Below are 20,792 nucleotides of genomic sequence, written 5' to 3'. Positions count from 1 at the left end.
CCCCGGCCCTCAGATAATGGTCATACGTCTCCCAGGTAGCGGCGGGCGAAGTCCAGTTCCAGGCGGAGCTGCTTGATGCGTTCCTCCACGACCAGGGAGCCGTGGCCCGCGTCGTAGCGGTAGACCTCGTGCGGGTGGTCGCGGTCCTTGAGGCGGTCGACGTAGTTCTCCACCTGGCGGATGGGGCAGCGCGGGTCGTTCACCCCGGCGGAGATGTAGACCGGCGCGCGGACCGCGTCGACGTACGTCAGCGGGGACGAGGCCTCGAAGCGCTCCGGCACCTCCTCCGGCGTGCCGCCGAGGAGCGTGCGGTCCATCGCCTTCAGCGCCTCCATCTCGTCGTGGTACGCCGTGACGTAGTCCGCGACGGGGACCGCGGCCAGGCCCAGCGCCCAGGAATCCGGCTGCGTGCCGAGGCCGAGGAGCGTCAGGTACCCACCCCAGGAGCCGCCGGAGAGAACGAGCTTGCGCGGGTCGGCGAGGCCGGACTCCACCGCCCAGTCGCGGACCGCGGCGATGTCCTCCAGCTCGATCAGGCCGACGCGGTGCTTGAGCGCGTCCGTCCACTCCCGGCCGTAACCCGTCGAGCCGCGGTAGTTGACCCGCACGACCGCGAAGCCGTGGTCCACCCAGGCGGCCGGCGCCGAGGCGAAGGCGTCGCTGTCGTGCCAGGTCGGGCCGCCGTGGATGTCGAACACGGTCGGGAACGGGCCCTCGCCTGCCGGCTTCTGGATCAGCGCGTGGATGCGGCCGCCCGGCCCTTCGACCCAGATGTCGGTCACCGGGACAGAGCCGGGGGCCTTCATCCCGGGCGGGTCGAGCACGACCGCGCCGCTCGTGGAGCGCACCTCCGGGGGCTGCGCCGCGGAGGACCACAGGAACTCCACCGTGCCGTCGGGGCGGGCCGTCGCTCCCGAGACGGTGCCCGTCGGGGTCTCGACGCGGGTCAGCTCGCCGTCCTCGGGCACGTACCGCCACAGCTCGCCGCGGGCCTGGAACTCGTGCTCCACCAGCAGGGCCGAGCCGTCCGGATACCAGTCGGCGCCGACGTCGCCGGGCAGCTCTATGGCGAGCGCGGTCTCCTCGCCGGTCAGCGGATTCCAGATCATCGGCTCCCAGCGGCCGCGGCGCTGGTGTCCGACCAGCAGCCGGGCGTCGCCGTCGACCGGGGCGAAGCCCATCACCGACAGGCCCAGCTCCTCGGTGCCGCCCTTGGTGTCGTCCAGCTCGGCGACGGTGGAGCCGTCGGGGCGCACGACGCGGATCGCGGAGTGCATCGCGTCACCGTGCTCGGTGTGCTCGACGGCGATCAGCGAGCCGTCGTGGGAGAGGGCGCCGACGCCGGCCGACTCGCGGTGGCGGTAGATCTCCACCGGGTCCTGGCCGGGCCGGACGACATGGATCGTCGAGCCCTCCTCGTCGGTGGAGCGGCCGATGACGGCGGTGCCGTCGCGGCCGAGGGCGAGTCCGCCGGGGTAGGAGGGGGCAAGACCGGGCGCGGCCGGCTCGTCCTCGCCGCCGCCGAACGGCTGGCGCATCCAGACGCCGAACTCGTCGCCGTCCGTGTCCGAGAACCACCAGATCCACTCGCCGTCGGGGGTGAGCGTCCCGTCCGTCGTGCCGTTCGGCCGGTCCGTGACCTGGCGCTGCGCACCACTGGCCCGGTCCCACGTGTACAGCTCGAAGGTGCCGGTGGCGTTCGACACGAACAGGGAGCGCGCGGGGGCGTCCTCGGCCCACTCGGGAAGGCCGACGCGCGGGGCCCGGAAGCGCTTCTCCCAGTCCGGCATGGACTCGGTGATGGCAGTGGTCTCGTCAGTCATGCGACCCATTCTGCGCCCGGCGGGGCACATCGCGTCGGGCCGCCCGCTCGCCTGTGGAAAACTTTCGTCACGGGCATGTCAGCGGTGGGGTTGGCAGTGTTTTCCCGATGTCGTCGGGGACCCGTCCGCAGCACCGCCAAAGGCCCATCCGCAACGCCGTCGGCGATGCGTCCGCGGTCCCGTCAGGAGGCGGCCGCCGGGGCGCCGCGTCCTGCCAGTAGAGTGCGGCTCCGAACCCGCTCGACCTCCGAGGTAGCCGGCTGTGACCCCCGCCACGTCCCCACCCCCCACGCCACCGGCCGTGACCGTCGTCGGGATCGGAGCGGACGGGTGGGGCGGTATTCCGTCCGCTTCGCAGACCGTGCTGCGGGACGCGGACGTCGTCATCGGCGGGCCGCGCCAACTCGCCCTGCTACCCGCGGAGTGCGCGGGGCGGCGGGTGTCCTGGCCGTCGCCGCTGCGGCCCTCCGTGCCCGGCCTGCTCGCGGCCCATGCGGGGCGGAAGGTCGCGGTGCTGGCCAGCGGCGACCCCATGTTCTACGGCATCGGGCGGACGCTCACCGAAGTGCTCGGCGACGGGGCGGTCGGCACGGACGCGCTGCGCATCATGCCGCACCCCTCCTCCGTCTCCTACGCCTGCGCCCGGCTGGGCTGGCCGGTGGAGGAGACCGAGGTGGTCACGCTCGTCGGGCGGCCGGCCGCGCAGCTGTCCGCCGCCCTGCACGACGGCCGGCGGCTGCTCGTCCTCAGCGCGGGCCCCGGTACCCCCGCCGAGGTCGCCCGGCTGCTGGCGGAGCAGGGCTTCGGGCCGAGCGGGATGCGGGTGCTCGAACAGCTCGGTGGCGAGCGGCAGCGCGTCCTGACCGGCACCGCCGAGGACTGGCCGCACCCGCCGGGGGACGCGCTGAACATCATCGCCCTGGAGTGCCGCCGCGCCCCGGACGCGCTGCGCCTGGGCGCGGTACCCGGACTGCCCGACGACGCGTACGAGCACGACGGGCAGCTGACCAAGCGTCACGTCCGCGCCGCCACCCTCGGGGCGCTCGCACCGGCCCCGGGCGAGCTGCTGTGGGACATCGGCGGCGGCTCCGGTTCGATCGCCATCGAGTGGATGCGGACCCACCGCTCCTGCCGCGCCGTCTGCGTCGAACGCGACTCCGTACGGGCCGAGCGCATCGGGCGCAACGCCGACCGGCTCGGCGTACCGGCCCTACGGGTCGTCACCGGCCCGGCCCCGGACGCCCTGTCCGGCCTGCCGGCACCGGACGCGGTCTTCATCGGCGGCGGGCTGACCCGCCCCGGGCTGCTCGCGGCCTGCTGGGACGCGCTGCCGCCCGGCGGCCGGCTGGTGGCCAACACCGTGACGCTGGAGTCCGAGGCGCTGCTCGCCGACTGGTACCGGAAGCACGGCGGCGAGCTGGTACGGCTGGCCGTCGCGCACGCCGTACCGGTGGGCGGCTTCACCGGGTGGCGGCAGGCCATGCCGGTCACCCAGTGGGCCGTGCGCAAGGACCCCGTAAGCGACGGCCGTTCCCAGGAAGTCGGCCGGCCCGAAGGCACCGACGACTACGAAGCACTCTCAGGAGACGACAGATGACCGTGTACTTCATCGGCGCGGGCCCCGGTGCCGCCGACCTGATCACGGTGCGCGGTGCCCGGACGCTCGCCGCCTGCCAGGTCTGCCTGTACGCGGGCAGCCTCGTACCGCGCGAACTGCTCGCCGAATGCCCGCCGGACGCCCGGCTGGTGGACACCGCGCAGCTGAACCTCGACGAGATCACCGCCGAGGTGATCAGCGCGCACGAGGCCGGGCACGACGTGGCCCGGCTGCACTCCGGCGACCCGTCGGTCTTCTCCGCGGTCGCCGAGCAGATGCGGCGCCTGGACGCGGCCGGTGTGCCCTACGAGGTGGTGCCCGGCGTACCGGCGTTCGCGGCGGCAGCGGCGGCGCTCAAGCGGGAGCTGACCGTGCCCACGGTCGGCCAGACGGTCATCCTCACCCGTATCGCGCAGCAGGCGACCGCGATGCCCGAGGGCGAGGACCTGGCCACCCTGGGGCGCAGCGGTGCCCTTCTGGTGCTGCACCTCGCCGCCCGGTACGCGGACCGGGTCGTCGAAGAGCTGCTGCCGCACTACGGGGCGGACTGCCCCGCCGCGGTGGTCGCGATGGCCAGCCGGCCCGACGAGCTCGTGCTGCGCGGCACCCTGGAGGACATCGCGGACCAGGTGAAGGCGGCGGGGATCGTCCGTACGGCCGTCATCATCGTCGGCCGCACGCTGGGCGCCGAGCAGTTCCGGGACAGCCACCTGTACTCGGCGGAGCGCGACCGTCACGTGTGCTGACGCCCGCGGGCCACGTGTCCCAGGAGGCCGTGCGTCAGCGCACCGTACTGCGCCCCACCACGTTGCCCGCGCGGTCGATGCAGATGACGTCGACCGCCACGGGGGCGCCGCGCAGCACTTCGAGGGCCTGATCGCGGGCGGTGGCCGCCACCAGGTCGCCCAGTGGGACTCCGGCCGCCGCGCACAGTTGGAGCGCGGCGAGGCCGGTGTTGGCGGCCGCGACCTCCGTGGCCAGCGCCTCGTCGGCGCCGCCCTGCCGGGCCAGCCCGGCCAGGAAGCCCTTGTCGACCTGGGAGCGGGCGGAGTGCAGGTCCAGGTGGCCGGCGGCCAGCTTGGAGAGCTTGGCGAAGCCGCCGCAGATCGTGAGCCGGTCGACCGGGTGCCGGCGGATGTACTTCAGTACCGCGCCCGCGAAGTCGCCCATGTCCAGGAGGGCGTCCTCGGGCAGGCCGTACTCGGCCACCACGGTCTTCTCGGACGTCGAGCCGGTGCAGCCGGCCACGTGCGTACGGCCGGCCGCCCTGGCCACGTCCACGCCGCGCCGGATCGAGTCGATCCAGGCCGAGCACGAGTACGGCACGACGATGCCGGTCGTCCCGAGGATGGACAGGCCGCCCAGGATGCCGAGCCGCGGGTTCCAGGTGGAGCGGGCGATCTCCTCGCCGTGGTCGACCGAGACGGTGAGCTCGACGTCCGGCTCGCCGCCCCCGTGGCGCGCGGCGACCTGGGCAAGGTGGTCGCGCATCATCTGGCGCGGTACCGGGTTGATGGCCGGCTCGCCGACGTCGAGGGGGAGGCCGGGGCGGGTCACCGTCCCCACGCCCGGTCCGGCCTTGAAGACCACGCCGGAGCCGGGCGGCAGGGCGCGTGCGGTGACGCGGACCAGCGCGCCGTGCGTGACGTCGGGGTCGTCGCCGGCGTCCTTGACCACGCCGGCCGTCGCCCGGCGCCCCGACGGCCCCCCAGGCGCCTTCCCGGGCCGGTCCTCGGTCAGCTCCTCCACCGCCAGCGCGAAGGCGGGCGTCTGCCCCTTGGGCAGCGTGATCGTCACCGGGTCGGGGAAGTCGCCGCTCAGCAGCGCGGTGTACGCGGCGGTGGCCGCCGCCGTCGCGCAGGCGCCGGTCGTCCAGCCGGGCCGCAGACCGGTGTGCTTGAGTTGGGCGCTGCGCCCGCCACTCGCCTCACTCATGGAAGGTCCCGATGCACGCCGCGACGCACGTACTGATACTCGGCGGGACGACGGAGGCCCGCCGTCTCGCCGCGGCGCTGGCCGACGGCCCGCAGGCCGGCGACGTACGCGTGACGACCTCGCTCGCGGGCCGTGTCGCCCGCCCTGTGCTGCCGCCGGGCGAGGTCCGCATCGGCGGCTTCGGGGGTGCGCAGGGGCTGGCCCAGTGGCTGCGCGCGCACCAGGTGGACGTGCTCATCGACGCCACCCATCCTTTCGCCGGAACGATCAGTTTCAACGCGGCGACGGCCGCAGACATGGCCCATGTTCCCCTGCTGGCGCTGCGCCGTCCCGGCTGGGCCCCCGGGGACGGCGACGACTGGCACTCGGCCGGCTCGCTCCAGGAGGCCGCGGCGCTCCTCCCGGACCTGGGCCGGCGGGTCTTCCTCACCACGGGCCGGATGGGCCTGGCCGCCTTCGCGGACCTGGCCGACCTGTGGTTCCTCATGCGGTCCGTGGACGCGCCCGAGGGCCCGTGCCCGCCGCGCATGGAGGTGCTGCTCGACCGCGGCCCGTTCACCCTCGACGGGGAACGGGCGCTGCTGCGCGCGCACCGGATCGACGTGGTGGTCACCAAGGACAGCGGGGGAGCGGCCACCGCGCCCAAGCTCACGGCCGCCCGCGAGGCCGGCGTCCCGGTGGTCGTCGTCCGCCGCCCGGCGGCCCCGGCCGGCGTCCCCGTCGCGGACGGCCCGGAACAGGCCGTCCGCTGGCTGGCGGAGCACCTGGGCGGCGCGTTCCGCACGGAGGCGTGACCCCGGGGGCGCCACCCGAAAAACAGCCGCTGTCCCCGAAGGGCAGCCGTCGCTCCCGAAAGGCAGCCGCCGCCCCCGAAGCCCGGCTCAGTCCTCCGGGTACCGCCGCGGAGTCCAGACGATCTGTTCGCCGTTCTCGCGCCGTACGGTCTGCGTCTGCGAGGAGCCGACGATCAGAAGCGTGCGCATGTCGACCTCGGCCGGGTCCAGGTCGGCCAGCCGTACGATGCGGACGCTCTCCTCGGGGCCGCCGATGTCCCGGCCGAGCACCACCGGGGTGTCCGGCGCGCGGTGCTCCAGGAGCAGCTCGCGGGCCTTGCCCACCTGCCAGGTCCGGCTGCGCGAACCGGGGTTGTACAGGGCCAGGACCAGATCCGCCGCGGCCGCGGCGGCCAGCCGCTCGGCGATCACCTCCCACGGCTTGAGCCGGTCCGAGAGGGAGATCGTGGCGTAGTCGTGGCCGAGCGGAGCGCCCGCGCGGGCGGCCGCCGCGTTCGCCGCGGTCACGCCCGGCAGCACCCGTACGGGCACGTCCGCGTACGCCTCCTGCGCCGCCACCTCCAGCACGGCGGTGGCCATCGCGAACACCCCGGGATCGCCGCCGGAGACGACGGCCACCCGCCGCCCCCGCCGCGCCAGGTCCAGCGCGAACTCCGCGCGCTCGGACTCGACCTTGTTGTCCGAGCCGTGCCGCTCCTGCCCTGCCCGGACCGGCACCCGGTCCAGGTAGGTCGTGTAGCCGACCAGGTCGGTGGCGTTGTCGAGGGCGCCGCGCGACTCGGGCGTCAGCCAGGGCGCCCCGGCAGGGCCGGTGCCGACGACCGTCACCTCGCCGTACTCAGGGACCGCGGGCCCGGTGTCCACGCGCGACGGCAGTACGGCCACCGAGAAGTACGGCACCGAATCCGGGTCCACGTCCGCCAGCGCAGCCGTGCGCTCGCCGTCCATGTACGCGCGCTCCACGTACCGTGCGTCCGCCAGCCGCCCCGTGCGCTCCAGGGCGCGGCGCACGGTCGGGAAGGTGCGGCCGAGCTTCATCACGACAGCCGAGTCCGCGGCGGCCAGCCGGGCCGTCAGCTCGTCCTCGGGCAGCGTGCCCGGCACGATCGTCAGCGTCTCCTCGGCCTCGACGAGCGGTTCACCGAGCCGGGCCGCGGCCGCGCTGACCGAGGTGATCCCGGGGACGACCTCGGTGGGGTAGCGGTGCGCGAGCCGCTTGTGCATGTGCTGGTACGAGCCGTAGAAGAGCGGGTCGCCCTCGGCGAGGACGGCGACCGTGCGGCCCGCGTCGAGGTGCGCCGCCAGCCGGGCGGCGGCCTCCTCGTAGAAGTCGTTCAGCGCGCCCCGGTAGCCGCCGGGGTGGTCCGTCGTCTCGACCGTGACCGGGTAGCGCAGCAGCTCCTCGATGTGGTCGGGGCGCAGGTGCCGCTCGGCGATCGCCCGGGCGCGGGACCGGCCGTGCCGGGCGCTGTGGTACGCCACCACGTCCGCCTCCGCGATGGCCTCGACGGCCCGCAGGGTCATCAGCGACGGGTCGCCGGGGCCCAGCCCGACCCCGTACAGCTTCCCGGTGCCGCCGCTGTTCAGAGGAGCGGCGCCGCTCTCCGTGGGGGTGCTCATTCCGCGGTGCTCGCAATCGCGTTGACGGCGGACGCGGCCATCGCGCTGCCGCCGCGACGGCCCCGCACCACCAGGTAGTCCAGGCCCAGCGTGTTCGCCGCGAGGGCGTCCTTCGACTCGGCCGCGCCGATGAAGCCCACCGGTATGCCGAGGACGGCCGCCGGGCGCGGCGCGCCCTCCGCGACCATCTCCAGCAGCCGGAACAGGGCGGTCGGCGCGTTGCCCACGGCCACCACCGAGCCCTCCAGCAGGCCGCGGTCGCGCCAGAGCTCCAGCGCGGCGGCGCTGCGCGTGGTGCCCAGCTTCTCGGCCAGTTCGGGCACGCCCGGCTCCGAGAGGGTGCACACCACGGCGTTGTCGGCGGGCAGCCGCTTGCGGGTGACCCCGCTGGCGACCATCTGCGCGTCGCACAGAATGGGCGCGCCGGCGTGCAGCGCCTTACGGGCGCGGGCCACCACGTCCGGGGAGTACCCGAGGTCGCGGACGAGATCGGTCATGCCGCAGGCGTGGATCATCCGGACCGCGACCTGGGAGACGTCCGCGGGCAGCCCCGCGAGGTCCGCCTCCGCGCGGATGGTGGCAAAGGACTGGCGGTAGATCTCCGCCCCGTCCTTCTCGTAGTCGAACACGGTGCTCTCGCTCATCTCGTCGCTGTGGTCGCTGTGGTCGCTGTGGTCGTGCGCGCTGCCGCCACGGCGACGGCAAGATCCGGTACATCGGAAGTGCCCGGCGCATCGGGAGGAACCGGTGCATCAGAAAGGACCGGTGCATCACCTAGGTCCGGTACATCAGATACACCTGAAGACACGTTCATGTCTGCGGCGTCGCTCACGACAGTACGCAGAGCCACTTCGCGCGCCGCGACCCGGTACCCGTCGACCTCGTAGCCCTCGGGGGTGGCGACCACGTCCACCCAGTGGCCCTGCGGGTGACCGCAGCGGCGCGCACAGCCCGACCAGTACACGGGCAGCCCGCCGCCCGTCCCGAGCGCCGTCGCGGCGTCCGCCCGCACGTCGGCCAGCGACTTGGCGCAGCCGGGGCGGCCGATGCAGGCGCCGACGCCGTGCCAGGGGGAGGCGGCGTCGGTGATCAGGCCGGCCGCCGCCAGGTCGCGCAGCCGGGCGTCGGCGGTGGGGCCGTCGAGGCCGGGCACGACCACGCCGCGCCACGGGGTCAGCCGTACTTCACCGGCGCCGTCCGCGCGGGCCGCGTCGGCCAGCAGCCGCCACTGGTCGGCGGTCAGGGTGCCGAGGGGGGCGAGGACGGACAGCGCCCGGTGGCCGACGGGGCCGTCGACGATCCCGGGGGCGGGCGCCGCCTCCGTAGGCAGCGAGGCGCTCGCCACATACGTGCAGGGAATGCCGGCCGTCTCCAGTCGGCGGGCCGTCGTGCGCACCAACGGGCCCGCGCCGTCCGGCAGATCGCGCACCCGCCACGTACGGGAGCCGATCTCCGCCGCCGCCTCCAGGAACACCTCGGCCGCGCACAGCGCGCCCCGAGGAGCGTCGGCACCGCGCACCCGAAGGGCGCCGTCCGCCGCCCCCACGTGCAGCAGCGCGTCGCCCCCCGAGGCGATCAATGTCACATCCGCCCCCAGCGCCGCCATGTCCCCGCGCCCGTCGTCCAGCGCGAACAGGAAGCGTCCGGAGAGCGCGGTCGCGGCCTCGCTCGCGCACAACAGGCCGTCCAGGGCGCGCAACCAGGGGCGTACGTCCGCGTGTCCGGCGCCGTCGAGGCCGGACAGCGGGGAGGCGACGACGTTGCGTACCCGTTCGTGGCGGTACGAGGGCAGCAGTCCGGCCGCGTCGAGCAGGCCCGCCAGGGCCGCGCCGCAGTCGCCGTCCAGGCCGCGCAATTGCACATTCCCGCGCGAGGTGAGGTGCAGCGCGCCGTCCCCGAGGCGGACCGCCGCGTCGGCCAGCGCGGCCGCCTGAGGAGCGGTCAGTACGCCGCCGGGCACCCGGACGCGGGCCAGCGCACCGTCGTCCGCCATGTGCAGCCGCAAAGTGCCCGGGCAGGCGTCGGAGCGAACCGGTATGGGGGGTTCGTCCCGAGGTGGAGGGTTGGTCGCCGTGGGCATGGCGGCGAGCATACCGACCCCGTCCCGGGCGTCCGCCCCGCGCTCGGGGAGCGGCCCTTACTATGCTCACGGCGGGCCATCCGGTCCGTCATCATCGCCGGCGACGGCGACAGGGGAGGAAGCCCGGTGCGAATCCGGCGCGGTCCCGCCACTGTGAGCCCGGCCCCAGCGGCCGGGTGAGCCAGGAACTCCCCTTCCCCAGCACTCGGCTCCGCCCGGGCGGGGGAGATCCATTCCGACACCGCCCGGGGCGCGGACCCCGAGGAAGGCCCGACGCCGCATGCTGCATTCGTCCGAGGACAGCGCCCCCGAGCACCGCAGGATCCTGCTCCTGTCGACCTCCGACACCGATCTGCTCAGCGCCCGCGCGGCGAGCGGTCCGGTCGGCTACCGCTTCGCCAACCCCGCCCGGCTGGACCTCGACGAGCTGCCCGGCCTGCTGGACGGCTGCGACCTGGTCGTCGTACGCCTCCTCGGCGGTATCCGCGCCTGGCAGGAGGGCCTGGACCAGCTGCTCGCCGACGGCCGCCCCGTCGTCGTGCTCACCGGCGAACAGGCCCCCGACGCCCAGCTGATGGCCGCCTCGACCGTCCCGGTCGGCATCGCCGCCGAGGCGCACGCCTACCTCGCGCACGGCGGCCCGGCCAACCTGGAGCAGCTGGCCCGCTTCCTCTCCGACACCGTGCTGCTGACCGGCCACGGCTTCGAGCCGCCGGCCGCCGCGCCCTCCTGGGGCCCGCTGGAGCGCACGGCCCGTAAGGACGTCGCCCCGGACGCCCCCACGGTTGCGGTGCTCTACTACCGCGCCCACCACATGAGCGGGAACACCGCCTTCGTGGACGCGCTGTGCGGCGCGATCGAGGACGCGGGCGCCCGCCCGCTGCCGCTGTACGTCGCCTCCCTGCGCGCCCCCGAGCCCGAGCTGATCGACGCGCTGCGCGCCGTCGACGTGATCGTCACCACGGTGCTCGCGGCAGGCGGCACCAAGCCCGCGACGGCCTCGGCCGGCGGCGACGACGAGTCCTGGGACGCGGGGGCCCTCACCGGCCTGGACGTGCCGGTGCTGCAGGCGCTCTGCCTGACCGGTTCGCGCGCCGACTGGGAGGAGAACGACGAGGGCGTCTCGCCGCTGGACGCGGCCAGCCAGATCGCCGTGCCCGAGTTCGACGGCCGCCTGATCACCGTGCCGTTCTCCTTCAAGGAGATCGACGAGGACGGCCTCCCGGCGTACGTCGCCGACCCCGAGCGCGCGTCGCGGGTCGCCGGCATCGCCGTACGCCACGCCCGGCTGCGCCACATCGCGCCCGCCGACAAGCGGGTGGCGCTGGTGCTCTCCGCGTACCCGACCAAGCACTCCCGCATCGGCAACGCGGTCGGCCTGGACACCCCCGCCTCCGCCGTCGAGCTGCTGCGCCGCCTCCGGGAGGAGGGGTACGACTTCGGGCCCGAGGAGGAGATCCCCGGCCTGGTCTCCGGCGACGGCGACGAGCTGATCCGCGCGCTCATCGAGGCCGGCGGCCACGACCAGGACTGGCTCACCGAGGAGCAGCTGGCCCGCAACCCCGTCCGCATCCCGGCCGCCGACTACAAGCGCTGGTACGCGACCCTCCCCGCCGAGCTGCGCAAGTCCGTCGAGGAGCACTGGGGCCCGGCGCCCGGCGAGATGTTCCTCGACCGCAGCCGCAACCCCGAGGGCGACATCGTGCTGGCCGCGCTGCGCCGCGGCAATCTGCTGATCCTCATCCAGCCGCCGCGCGGCTTCGGCGAGAACCCGATCGCGATCTACCACGACCCCGATCTGCCGCCCTCGCACCACTACTTGGCGGCCTACCGCTGGATCGCCGCCGCTGCCGAGGACGGCGGCTTCGGCGCCGACGCCATGATCCACCTGGGCAAGCACGGCAACCTGGAGTGGCTGCCCGGCAAGAACGCGGGTCTCTCCGCGGCCTGCGGCCCGGACGCAGCCCTCGGCGACCTCCCCCTCATCTACCCGTTCCTGGTCAACGACCCGGGCGAGGGCACCCAGGCCAAGCGCCGTGTCCACGCCACCCTCGTCGACCACCTCGTACCGCCGATGGCCCGCGCCGATTCGTACGGCGACATCGCGCGCCTGGAGCAGCTGCTCGACGAGTACGCGCAGATCTCGTCCATGGACCCGGCCAAGCTGCCCGCCATCCGCGCGCAGATCTGGACCCTCATCCAGGCCGCCCGGCTCGACCACGACCTCGGTCTGGAGGACCGCCCGGACGACGACGGCTTCGACGACTTCCTGCTGCACATCGACGGCTGGCTGTGCGAGGTCAAGGACGCCCAGATCCGCGACGGGCTGCACGTACTGGGCGGCGCGCCGGCCGGCGCGCCCCGCGTCGACCTGGTCCTCGCGATCCTGCGCGCCCGGCAGATCTGGGGCGGTACTTCCGCCCTGCCCGGCCTGCGCGAGGCGCTCGGCCTGGACGAGTCCGCGGCCACCCGCACCACCGCCGACGCCGCAGAGGAGCAGGCCCGCACCCTGGTCCAGGCGATGGAGGACGCGGGCTGGGACCCGGCGGCGGTGGCCGACGTGGCCGCCGACCACGGGCAGCAGGTCGCCGACATCCTCGACTTCGCCGCCCGCGAGGTCATCCCGCGCCTCGCCGGCACCACCGCCGAACTCGACCACGTCGTGCACGCCCTGAAGGGCGGCTTCGTGCCGGCGGGCCCCTCCGGCTCGCCGCTGCGCGGCCTGGTCAACGTCCTGCCGACCGGCCGCAACTTCTACTCCGTCGACCCCAAGGCCGTCCCCTCGCGGCTCGCCTGGGAGACCGGACAGGCGCTCGCCGACTCGCTGCTGGAGCGGTACAGGACCGACAACGGCGACTGGCCCACCTCGGTCGGCCTGTCCCTGTGGGGCACGAGCGCGATGCGCACCGCGGGCGACGACGTGGCGGAGGCCCTCGCGCTGCTCGGCGTCCGCCCCGTCTGGGACGACGCCTCGCGCCGCGTGACCGGCCTGGAGCCGGTCCCGCTCGCCGAGCTGGGCCGCCCCCGCATCGACGTCACCCTGCGCATCTCCGGCTTCTTCCGGGACGCCTTCCCGCACACCATCGGCCTGCTGGACGACGCGGTACGCCTGGTGGCCGGCCTCGACGAGCCCGCCGACCAGAACTTCGTACGGGCGCACGCGCAGGCCGACCTCGCCGAGCACGGTGACGAACGCCGCGCCACCACCCGTATCTTCGGCTCCCGCCCGGGGACGTACGGCGCGGGCCTGCTCCAGCTCATCGACTCGCGCGACTGGCGCACCGACGCCGACCTCGCGGAGGTCTACACGGTGTGGGGCGGCTACGCGTACGGCCGCGGCCTGGACGGCTGCTCGGCCCGCGAGGAGATGGAGACGGCGTACAAGCGCATCGCCGTCGCCGCGAAGAACACCGACACCCGCGAGCATGACATCGCGGACTCGGACGACTACTTCCAGTACCACGGCGGCATGGTGGCCACCGTGCGCGCGCTGAAGGGCACGGCACCGGAGGCGTACATCGGCGACTCCACCCGACCGGAGACCGTCCGCACCCGCACCCTGGTCGAGGAGACCTCCCGCGTCTTCCGTGCCCGCGTGGTGAACCCCAAGTGGATCGAGGCGATGCGCCGCCACGGCTACAAGGGCGCCTTCGAACTGGCCGCGACGGTCGACTACCTCTTCGGGTACGACGCGACCACGGGCGTCGTCGCCGACTGGATGTACGACAAGCTCACCCAGGCCTACGTCATGGACCCGGAGAACCGCGCGTTCCTCCAGGAGGCGAACCCCTGGGCGCTGCACGGCATCGCCGAACGGCTCCTGGAGGCGGAGTCGCGCGGCATGTGGGCCGAGCCCGACCCCGCCGCGCTCGAAGCGCTCCGCGAGATCTACCTGGAGACGGAGGGCGACCTGGAGGGCGACGGCTGAGCCCGGCCTCGTCGTATCGTGGGGGAGGGCGCTTCGCCCCTCCCCCACGCCTCCCGTACGCCCCCGCCCGACGCCGGGCGTGCCCGAATACGACAGGTCCCCTCCTCCTTGTCCTCCCCTGCGCTCTCCCCGGCCGCCCGGCTGCGCGGCTTCCGTCCGCCGTGGCTGTCCCCGAAGGTCTTCCGTACCGAGGTACTGGCCGGCCTGGTCGTCGGCCTCGCGCTGATCCCGGAGGCGATCTCCTTCTCGGTCATCGCCGGCGTCGATCCCAAGATCGGGCTGTTCGCGGCCTGCACCATGGCCATGGTGATCGCCTTCGTCGGCGGCCGGCCCGCGATGATCTCCGCCGCCACCGGCGCCGTGGCCCTGGTCGTGGCGCCGGTCACCCGCGAGTACGGCCTCGGTTATCTGATCGCGACCGTCATCCTGGCCGGCGTCTTCCAGATCGTCCTCGGCGCGCTGGGCGTGGCGAAGCTGATGCGGTTCGTACCGCGCTCGGTGATGATCGGCTTCGTCAACGCGCTGGGCATCCTGCTCTTCACCGCCCAGATACCCAATCTGCGCGACGTGCCGTGGGCGGTCTACCCGTTGGTGGCGGCCGGTCTCGCCCTGATGGTGTGCTTCCCCAAGGTCACCAAGGCCGTGCCCGCGCCGCTCGTCTCCATCGTGATCCTCACGGTCATCACCGTGGCGGCCGGGATCGCCGTCCCCACCGTCGGCGACAAGGGCAAGCTGCCCTCCTCGCTGCCCGTACCGGGCCTCCCGGACGTCCCGTTCACCCTCCACACCCTCACCGTCATCGCCCCCTACGCGCTGGCGATGGCGCTGGTCGGGCTGATGGAGTCGCTGATGACGGCGAAGCTGGTGGACGAGATCACCGACACCCGCTCCGACAAGACCCGCGAATCCATCGGCCAGGGCATCGCCAACATCGTCACCGGCTTCTTCGGCGGCATGGGCGGCTGCGCGATGATCGGCCAGACGATGATCAACGTCAAGAACGGCGCCCGGACCCGGCTGTCCACCTTCCTCGCCGGCTTCTTCCTCCTGATCCTCTGCATCGTCCTCGGCCCGGTCGTGTCGAAGATCCCGATGGCCGCGCTGGTCGCCGTGATGGTCCTGGTCTCGGTCGGCACCTTCGACTGGCACTCCGTCCGGCCCGCCACGCTCAAGCGCATGCCGGCCGGCGAGACGGCGGTCATGGTGCTCACCGTCGCCGTCGTGGTCGCCACCGACAACCTCTCCATCGGCGTGGTCGTCGGCTCGGTCACCGCGATGGTCGTCTTCGCGCGCCGCGTCGCGCGCGTGGCCGACGTCACCGCGGTCACCGACCCCGACGGCACGCAGGTCGTCTACTCCGTCACCGGCGAGCTCTTCTTCGCCTCGTCCAACGATCTGGTGACCCGGTTCGACTACGCCGGCGACCCGGACAAGGTCGTCATCGACCTGACCGCCGCCCACATCTGGGACGCCTCCTCCGTCGCCGCCCTGGACGCGATCGAGAGCAAGTACTCCCAGCGCGGCAAGACCGTCGAGGTCATCGGCCTGAACGAGCCCAGCGCCCGGCTCCACAAGACCCTCAGCGGCGAACTCACGGCCGCCCACTGACAGGCGCCGCGTCGCGCCTCGACCGGCCCGACCGGCCCGACCGGGTCCCGGCGCGGCCGGGCCGGTTGCCGGGCCGGTTGAGCAGGACGAGCAGGGCGCAGCACAGCACCGCCAGTACCGCGGCGCCGGCCAGCAGACGGGGCATCGGGAAGCTGCCGCTGAGCGTGCTGAGCAGCAGCGGGGCGAACATCCCGAGGTAGGCGAGGCTCCAGAAGTACGACGTGAGGCGGGCCAGCCCGGCGGGCGCCGCGAGGGCGGCGGCGGTGCCCAGGCCGTACGTGAGGACCAGCCCGTACCCCGCACCCAGCACCGCCCCGGCGACCAGGCCGAGCACCGGCTGCTGGTGCACGACAGCCGGCCCGGCGAGGACGAAGCCCGCGGCCATCACCAGCAGCCCGGCGACCGAGCTGAGCAGCCGGCTGCGCGCGCTCAGCCGCCGCGCCAGCGGCTGGACCGCCACCCCCGCACCGGGGACGACGGCGGTCGCCACCCCTGCGTACACCACCTCCCAGCCGCGCAGCCCCCCGTCCACCAGCCCGGGAAGCGTGGCGAACCCGACCATCGGCCCGGCGAACACCCAGGGCGCCATCGGCAACACGGCCCGCCAGAAGCCGGGGCGGGCCAGGGGGGTGCGGGTGCGGGTACGGGTACGTGTGCGTCGGGCGGAGTCCGGGGCCGCGGCGGTACGGCCGGGGTCCGTGCCCGCGGCGGTACGGCCGGAGCCGGTACCCACGAGGCCCGCGGCGCCCGCGGCGGCCCCGACGCCCGCGGCGGCCCGGTCGGCGGCGGCTGGCCAGGTCTCCGGGCTCCCCTGGGCAAGCCCCCGGGCGAGTACCGCCAGCACCAGATGCGGCAGATAGGCGAGCACCATCGGGTGGGGCGCCCACTGGGCGATCAGCGCGGCGGCGAGCCCGCCCGAGGCGAAGCCCAGCGAGACGAAGACGCCGGAACGCCGGGCGGCCACCGTCTCCGCGCCCGCCGGCGCGTACGGCGGCGAGGAGAGCTCCTTCACCCAGGCCCCGCCGGCCGCCAGCAGCGCCCCCGCGCTGATCCCGGTGAGCAGCCGGCCGGGCGCCAGCCAGAGCGTCGAGCCGGCGCCGAACATCAGCAGCAGCGTGGCCACCGCGTTGAGCGTGAGGGCACCGAGCGCCACCGGGCGCCGTCCGTACCGGTCGGAGAGCGGGGCCGCGGCGAGCAGCCCCGGTATCAGCCCCACCGCGTACACCGCGAGCAGCGCGTTGACCGCGGCATCCGACAGCCCGGCGCCGGCCCGGTAGGCGCCGAGCAGCGCGGCGAACTGGTTGGCGCTCCAGCCCGAGGCGGTCATCATCAGCGCCGTCCGCAGGCCGTAGCGGCGAGGGGCGGACGAAGCGGGGGCGGGCGGGGCTGGGGCGAGCCCGGCGGCATCGGTACTGGTCACGGAACCCTTTGTACGACCCACCGGCCGCCCCCCGCCGCCCGCCTTCACGAATCGTGAACGGTCCGCCGCCCCGGCCGTGACCGCGCCGTATCCTGGGAAATCATGGACCTCCGGCTGCTCGCGTCATTCCTGGCCGTCGTCGAGGAACAGCACTTCGGCCGGGCGGCGGCCCGCCTCTTCCTGTCTCCGCCCGCCGTCACCCAGCACATCCGCCGCCTGGAGAGCGAGCTGGGCACCCCGCTGCTGCACCGCAATCCGGTACGGCCGACCGCCGCCGGCGTACGCCTCGCCGAGCACGCCCGCACGCTGCTGGCCGCGGCGGACGCGGCGGTCGAGGACGTCCACGAGGCGGTGCGCCGGGAGCGGGAGGCGACCGCGCGCCCGCTGCGCGTCGGCATCATGGGGCACGGTTCGGCGGAGATCACCCCGGCCGCGGTGAACGCCTATCGCAGGGCCCGGCCCGAGGTCCCCGTCGAGGTGATCCAGCTGAACTTCACCGAGCACGTCTCGGCGCTGGTGGAGGACCGGGTGGACCTGGCCTTCATCCGGCCGATGCCCGACGACGACCGGCTGGTCGGCGACGCGCTCCTCACCGAGCAGCGCATCGTGGTCGTCCCCGGCTCGGCGCCGCTCGCCGACGCCCGCACCGAGGGCGTACGCGTCGCCGACCTGGCCGACCTGCCGATCTTCCGGGTCCCCGACCACACGCCGGCGATCTTCAAGGACTACCTCTACTTCCACAACGAGGCCGCCCGCCGCGGCCGCAGCGTGGCCCTCTTCCCGCAGGAAGTCCTCACCGGCGTCCTCACCGGCCACGGCGCCGGCTCCGGCCTCCGCTCCTTCGCCCGCTACTACAACTGGCCCGGCGCGGTCTTCGTCCCCGTACTGGACGCCCCACCCGAGTCCAGCCACCTCGCGGCCCGCGCCCACGACCTCAACCCGGAAGTAGCCGTCTTCCGCGCCCTCGCCACCACCCTCGCCCGCGAACTGGCCCCCCGCATCAACAACATGCCACTGCCCTGACCTCACGTACCAACCAGAAGACCACCCACATGGCCACCCATACGGCCACCCATACGGCCACTCATATGCCCTGCAAGACTGTCGGCATGACCTTCCGGAGTAGGCCCTTCACTCGTCCCGCCACCCGCGGGCTCACGGCCCTACTCGCCGCCTGCGCCGCCGCGTTGGCCCTGACCGGCTGCGGAGACAAGAACTCCGGTGGCGGCTCCCGAGCCGGATTCATCAAGGGCCAGGACGGCTTCGACACGGTTCCCGCCGCCGATCGAAAGCCGGCTCCGGACATACGCGGCACGACAACGCGCGGTAAACCACTGAACATTGACGACTACCGGGGGAAGGTCGTCGTTCTCAACATCTGGGGCTCCTGGTGCGGGCCATGCATCGCCGAGGCGCCCCACTTCGCCAAAGTCGCCGAGGAAACCCGGAGCAAGGGCGTGCAATTCGTCGGCATCAACACCCGTGACAGCAGCACGAGTCAGGCTGTCGGCTTCGAAGAGACGCACAAGATGCCGTACCCCAGCCTGTTCGACCCGTCGGGCAAGCTCATGCTGCGGTTCCCCAAGGGCAGCCTCAACCCACAGTTCCTGCCGTCGACCATCGCCATCGACCGCCGGGGCCGGACCGCGGCACGAGCCATCGGCCCCCTCGGCGAGCGCCAGCTGCGCGAGATGCTCAAGCCTCTGATCGCCGGTAGTTGAGAGACCGCTCTCCCCTCGCGCTGTGACCCCCCTCACTTGAGGCCGCTTTGCCGAGATCGTCTCCCGACCGGCTCCCAAAGCCGCCGCCGAAGCCGCAGAAACAGCAAGGGGCCTGACCCGCTCTCGCGGATCAGGCCCCTTGACCTGTGTTTCTTCAGTCGGGGTGGCGGGATTTGAACCCACGACCTCTTCGTCCCGAACGAAGCGCGCTGCCAAGCTGCGCTACACCCCGAAGCAACGAGCTCTACTTTAGCGGACCGATCCCCGTACGCGAAATCCGGTATCCGGGGCGCGGGGGAGCGGGCCTGAACTGGTCGATTGCCAGGAGGGCCGCGGCGAGGAAGTAGAGGGCCAGGAGGCAGAGGAGGGCGTGGGCCAGGACGGTTGGGTAACCGTGGGTGGCGGCGTTCAGGAAGGGCCACGGATAGCGGCCGGGGGTGCCCGGGGCGAGCAGGGCGCCGCGGAGGACGGCGAAGAGGAGGTACAGGGCCGGGTAGGCGAGCCACTGCCAGGTGTGGCGGAGGCGGTACTGACGCGGAGCGGTCAGGAGGAGCCAGTCCAGTACGGCACCGAGCGGGGCGACCGTGTGCAGGAGCTGGTCGGCGACGGTGCCGGTGGCGGAGGAGCCGTCGGGGAGCGTGGAGTCGCCGGGGGCCGGCGCCGGGAGGGTGTGGTGGAGGACGGCGGCGGCGAGTACATAGAGGAGGAGGGCGCCGGTGATCCGGGGGGAGACGGGGCGGCGGCCGCTCCCGGCGCGGTACGCGGACCACAGGGCGCAGAGCGCGAAGGCGGCGCCGGCCTGGACGGAGAAGTCGCTGAGTACGCGCGGCGGGTCGGCGGAGAGGCTGATCTCCAGGGCGACGCCGGTGGCCGCGGCCGCGGCGAGCAGGACGCGCAGGAGGGCGGCGAGCGGACGGCGGGCGTGCGGCGCGACCGCGGAGGACGGGGTGAGCGCCGAGGCGCCGGCCGGGCCGGTCGCGTAGTGCGAGGAACGGGTGGGGTCGGACCGGGTCGGGTCGATCATCCCTCCACGCTAGACGGGTTATGGGGGGATTGGGGACGGTACGGGGAGGCTGGATCGTGCCGGAGTCGGGCTGAAGCTGGGCCGAAGCCGGGCTGGGGTGACACCGCCTGGCCTGTACTGGATCGCCGCAGGCCGGAGCCCGGGGCCGGCACGTGATCGTGCGGCCCCCGGCCCCCGGTGGCCGGACCGCTCAGGCGCGTTCCGTCAGTGTCAGCAGGGTCGCCTCGGGCGGGCAGGCGAAGCGGACGGGGGTGTAGCGGTTGGTGCCGCAGCCGGCGGAGACGTGCAGGTAGGAGGTGTGCTCGCCGGCGGTGTGGGTGGAGAGGCCCTTGACCCGGCCCGTGTCCAGGTCGCAGTTGGTGACCAGGGCGCCGTAGAAGGGGACGCACAGCTGGCCGCCGTGGGTGTGCCCGGCGAGGACCAGCGGGTAGCCGTCGGCGGTGAAGGCGTCGAGCGAGCGCAGGTACGGGGCGTGTACGACGGCGAGGGAGAGGTCGGCGCCCTCCTCGGGGCCGCCGGCCACCTCTGCGTACCGGTCGCGCTTGATGTGCGGGTCGTCCAGGCCGGTCAGCGCGATCTCGATGCCCTCGAGCTTCAGGCGGCCGCGGGTGTTGGACAGGCCGACCCAGCCCGCCGCGTCGAAGGCGTCCCGCAGCTCTTCCCACGGGTTGTGGACGACGCCGACGGCGGGCGCGTTGCCGTTCAGTCCGTGCCGGCCCTGGACCTTTTCGATCAGGTAGCGGGCGGGGTTGCGCAGTTTCGGTCCGTAGTAGTCGTTCGAGCCGAAGACGTACGTGCCCGGGAACTCCATCAGCGGGCCCAGCGCGTCCAGTACCTCCGGCACCCCTTCGGGGTCGGAGAGGTTGTCGCCGGTGTTGACGACGAAGTCGGGGCGGAGGCCGGCCAGCGACTGCAGCCAGCGCTGCTTCTTGCGCTGCCCGCCGACCATGTGGATGTCGGACACCTGCAGGACCCGCAACGGCCGCATGCCGCGCGGCAGTACGGGGATCGTCACCCGCCGCAGCCGGAAGGACCGGGCCTCGATGCCGGCGGCGTAGGCGAGGCCGGCCGCGCCGACCGCCGTGAGGGACAGGGGTACTCCGTATCGCGCGCGCATGGTTCCCATCGTGGCAGAGAGCGGGAGCGGGAACATCATGGGGCGGGATGATCTTGCCGCAGCGCGACCGCCGATGTGGTTCTTACGACCGCCGACGCGGTTCGGACGACTGCCGACGCGGTTCG

The 20,792-nt window shown here is 73.8% G+C and carries 15 protein-coding genes, 1 tRNA gene and 1 riboswitch; of the genes, 7 read left to right on the top strand and 9 right to left on the bottom strand.

Annotated elements, in window-relative coordinates; genetic code table 11:
- Positions 1-20: 20 nt before the first annotated feature.
- The gene (locus ACZ4MH_RS32585; RefSeq protein WP_351593278.1) at positions 21-1,823 is read right to left on the bottom strand and encodes a S9 family peptidase; all 1,803 of its coding nucleotides are present in this window, start codon (positions 1,821-1,823) and stop codon (positions 21-23) included.
- A gap of 262 nt (positions 1,824-2,085) precedes the next feature.
- Here ACZ4MH_RS32585 and cbiE point away from each other — a divergent pair, with 262 nt between their 5' ends.
- Both cbiE and cobM read left to right on the top strand, forming a co-directional pair.
- Positions 2,086-3,420, top strand: a complete 1,335-nt coding sequence (gene cbiE, locus ACZ4MH_RS32580; protein WP_351593275.1) for a precorrin-6y C5,15-methyltransferase (decarboxylating) subunit CbiE — start codon at positions 2,086-2,088, stop codon at positions 3,418-3,420.
- Complete coding sequence (gene cobM, locus ACZ4MH_RS32575) at positions 3,417-4,166, top strand: precorrin-4 C(11)-methyltransferase (protein WP_351593272.1); 750 nt, start codon at positions 3,417-3,419, stop codon at positions 4,164-4,166. Before cbiE ends, cobM begins: the two co-directional genes overlap by 4 nt.
- Positions 4,167-4,200: 34 nt before the next feature.
- Here the strand turns inward: cobM and ACZ4MH_RS32570 are convergent, their stop codons facing one another.
- On the bottom strand, positions 4,201-5,355 hold the full coding sequence (locus ACZ4MH_RS32570; RefSeq protein WP_351593269.1) for a cobalt-precorrin-5B (C(1))-methyltransferase: 1,155 nt from the start codon (positions 5,353-5,355) through the stop codon (positions 4,201-4,203).
- 11 nt (positions 5,356-5,366) lie between these two features.
- Here ACZ4MH_RS32570 and ACZ4MH_RS32565 point away from each other — a divergent pair, with 11 nt between their 5' ends.
- Positions 5,367-6,149, top strand: coding sequence for a cobalt-precorrin-6A reductase (locus ACZ4MH_RS32565; RefSeq protein WP_351593266.1), 783 nt, complete (start codon positions 5,367-5,369; stop codon positions 6,147-6,149).
- A gap of 87 nt (positions 6,150-6,236) precedes the next feature.
- Here ACZ4MH_RS32565 and ACZ4MH_RS32560 read toward each other — a convergent pair whose 3' ends face one another.
- Genes ACZ4MH_RS32560 through cobG form a run of 3 tightly spaced genes read right to left on the bottom strand, consistent with a single transcriptional unit; the run spans position 6,237 to position 9,861 of the window.
- Positions 6,237-7,769, bottom strand: coding sequence for a precorrin-2 C(20)-methyltransferase (locus ACZ4MH_RS32560; RefSeq protein WP_351593264.1), 1,533 nt, complete (start codon positions 7,767-7,769; stop codon positions 6,237-6,239).
- Positions 7,766-8,413, bottom strand: coding sequence for a precorrin-8X methylmutase (locus ACZ4MH_RS32555; protein ID WP_351593261.1), 648 nt, complete (start codon positions 8,411-8,413; stop codon positions 7,766-7,768). Before ACZ4MH_RS32555 ends, ACZ4MH_RS32560 begins: the two co-directional genes overlap by 4 nt.
- Positions 8,410-9,861 (bottom strand): precorrin-3B synthase, encoded by a 1,452-nt coding sequence (gene cobG, locus ACZ4MH_RS32550; protein WP_351593258.1) that lies wholly within the window; start codon positions 9,859-9,861, stop codon positions 8,410-8,412. The genes ACZ4MH_RS32555 and cobG overlap by 4 nt, the downstream gene beginning before the upstream one ends.
- A gap of 43 nt (positions 9,862-9,904) precedes the next feature.
- Positions 9,905-10,060: riboswitch (cobalamin riboswitch) on the top strand.
- Positions 10,061-10,129: 69 nt separating this feature from the next.
- Here cobG and cobN point away from each other — a divergent pair.
- Both cobN and ACZ4MH_RS32540 read left to right on the top strand, forming a co-directional pair.
- Positions 10,130-13,777 carry a cobaltochelatase subunit CobN gene (gene cobN / locus ACZ4MH_RS32545; protein ID WP_351593255.1) on the top strand — a complete coding sequence of 1,216 codons (3,648 nt, stop codon included), beginning with the start codon at positions 10,130-10,132 and terminating at the stop codon, positions 13,775-13,777.
- Positions 13,778-13,885: 108 nt separating this feature from the next.
- On the top strand, positions 13,886-15,385 hold the full coding sequence (locus ACZ4MH_RS32540) for a SulP family inorganic anion transporter (protein WP_351593252.1): 1,500 nt from the start codon (positions 13,886-13,888) through the stop codon (positions 15,383-15,385).
- Here ACZ4MH_RS32540 and ACZ4MH_RS32535 read toward each other — a convergent pair.
- Positions 15,369-16,805, bottom strand: a complete 1,437-nt coding sequence (locus ACZ4MH_RS32535) for an MFS transporter (protein WP_351593249.1) — start codon at positions 16,803-16,805, stop codon at positions 15,369-15,371. The genes ACZ4MH_RS32540 and ACZ4MH_RS32535 overlap by 17 nt on opposite strands.
- 102 nt (positions 16,806-16,907) lie before the next feature.
- On the opposite strand from ACZ4MH_RS32535, the gene ACZ4MH_RS32530 reads away from it, so the two are divergent.
- Positions 16,908-17,828 (top strand): LysR family transcriptional regulator, encoded by a 921-nt coding sequence (locus ACZ4MH_RS32530; protein ID WP_351593246.1) that lies wholly within the window; start codon positions 16,908-16,910, stop codon positions 17,826-17,828.
- Positions 17,829-17,914: 86 nt separating this feature from the next.
- Positions 17,915-18,526, top strand: a complete 612-nt coding sequence (locus tag ACZ4MH_RS32525) for a TlpA family protein disulfide reductase (protein ID WP_351593304.1) — start codon at positions 17,915-17,917, stop codon at positions 18,524-18,526.
- A 158-nt stretch (positions 18,527-18,684) separates the two neighbouring features.
- Here ACZ4MH_RS32525 and ACZ4MH_RS32520 read toward each other — a convergent pair.
- From ACZ4MH_RS32520 to ACZ4MH_RS32510, 3 genes are all read right to left on the bottom strand, one after another.
- A tRNA-Pro gene (locus ACZ4MH_RS32520) sits at positions 18,685-18,758 on the bottom strand.
- 12 nt (positions 18,759-18,770) lie between these two features.
- A complete protein-coding gene (locus ACZ4MH_RS32515) occupies positions 18,771-19,550 on the bottom strand; it encodes a Pr6Pr family membrane protein (RefSeq protein WP_351593243.1) in 780 nt (259 codons plus the stop codon).
- A gap of 190 nt (positions 19,551-19,740) precedes the next feature.
- The gene (locus ACZ4MH_RS32510) at positions 19,741-20,667 is read right to left on the bottom strand and encodes a metallophosphoesterase (protein ID WP_351593240.1); all 927 of its coding nucleotides are present in this window, start codon (positions 20,665-20,667) and stop codon (positions 19,741-19,743) included.
- Positions 20,668-20,792 lie beyond the last annotated feature (125 nt).

This window comes from Streptomyces sp. NPDC026301 (assembly GCF_055567935.1).
This window is presented reverse-complemented; position numbering and strand designations above follow the sequence as displayed.

Bases quoted from the DNA above. Each gene is read 5' to 3' on its own strand.
- ACZ4MH_RS32585 (WP_351593278.1), bottom strand. From the start codon at position 1,823: ATGACTGACGAGACCACTGCCATCACCGAGTCCATGCCGGACTGGGAG.
- cobM (WP_351593272.1), top strand. From the start codon at position 3,417: ATGACCGTGTACTTCATCGGCGCGGGCCCCGGTGCCGCCGACCTGATC.
- ACZ4MH_RS32570 (WP_351593269.1), bottom strand. From the start codon at position 5,355: ATGAGTGAGGCGAGTGGCGGGCGCAGCGCCCAACTCAAGCACACCGGT.
- ACZ4MH_RS32565 (WP_351593266.1), top strand. From the start codon at position 5,367: ATGCACGCCGCGACGCACGTACTGATACTCGGCGGGACGACGGAGGCC.
- ACZ4MH_RS32560 (WP_351593264.1), bottom strand. From the start codon at position 7,769: ATGAGCACCCCCACGGAGAGCGGCGCCGCTCCTCTGAACAGCGGCGGC.
- ACZ4MH_RS32555 (WP_351593261.1), bottom strand. From the start codon at position 8,413: ATGAGCGAGAGCACCGTGTTCGACTACGAGAAGGACGGGGCGGAGATC.
- cobG (WP_351593258.1), bottom strand. From the start codon at position 9,861: ATGCTCGCCGCCATGCCCACGGCGACCAACCCTCCACCTCGGGACGAA.
- cobN (WP_351593255.1), top strand. From the start codon at position 10,130: ATGCTGCATTCGTCCGAGGACAGCGCCCCCGAGCACCGCAGGATCCTG.
- ACZ4MH_RS32530 (WP_351593246.1), top strand. From the start codon at position 16,908: ATGGACCTCCGGCTGCTCGCGTCATTCCTGGCCGTCGTCGAGGAACAG.
- ACZ4MH_RS32525 (WP_351593304.1), top strand. From the start codon at position 17,915: ATGACCTTCCGGAGTAGGCCCTTCACTCGTCCCGCCACCCGCGGGCTC.
- ACZ4MH_RS32515 (WP_351593243.1), bottom strand. From the start codon at position 19,550: ATGATCGACCCGACCCGGTCCGACCCCACCCGTTCCTCGCACTACGCG.
- ACZ4MH_RS32510 (WP_351593240.1), bottom strand. From the start codon at position 20,667: ATGCGCGCGCGATACGGAGTACCCCTGTCCCTCACGGCGGTCGGCGCG.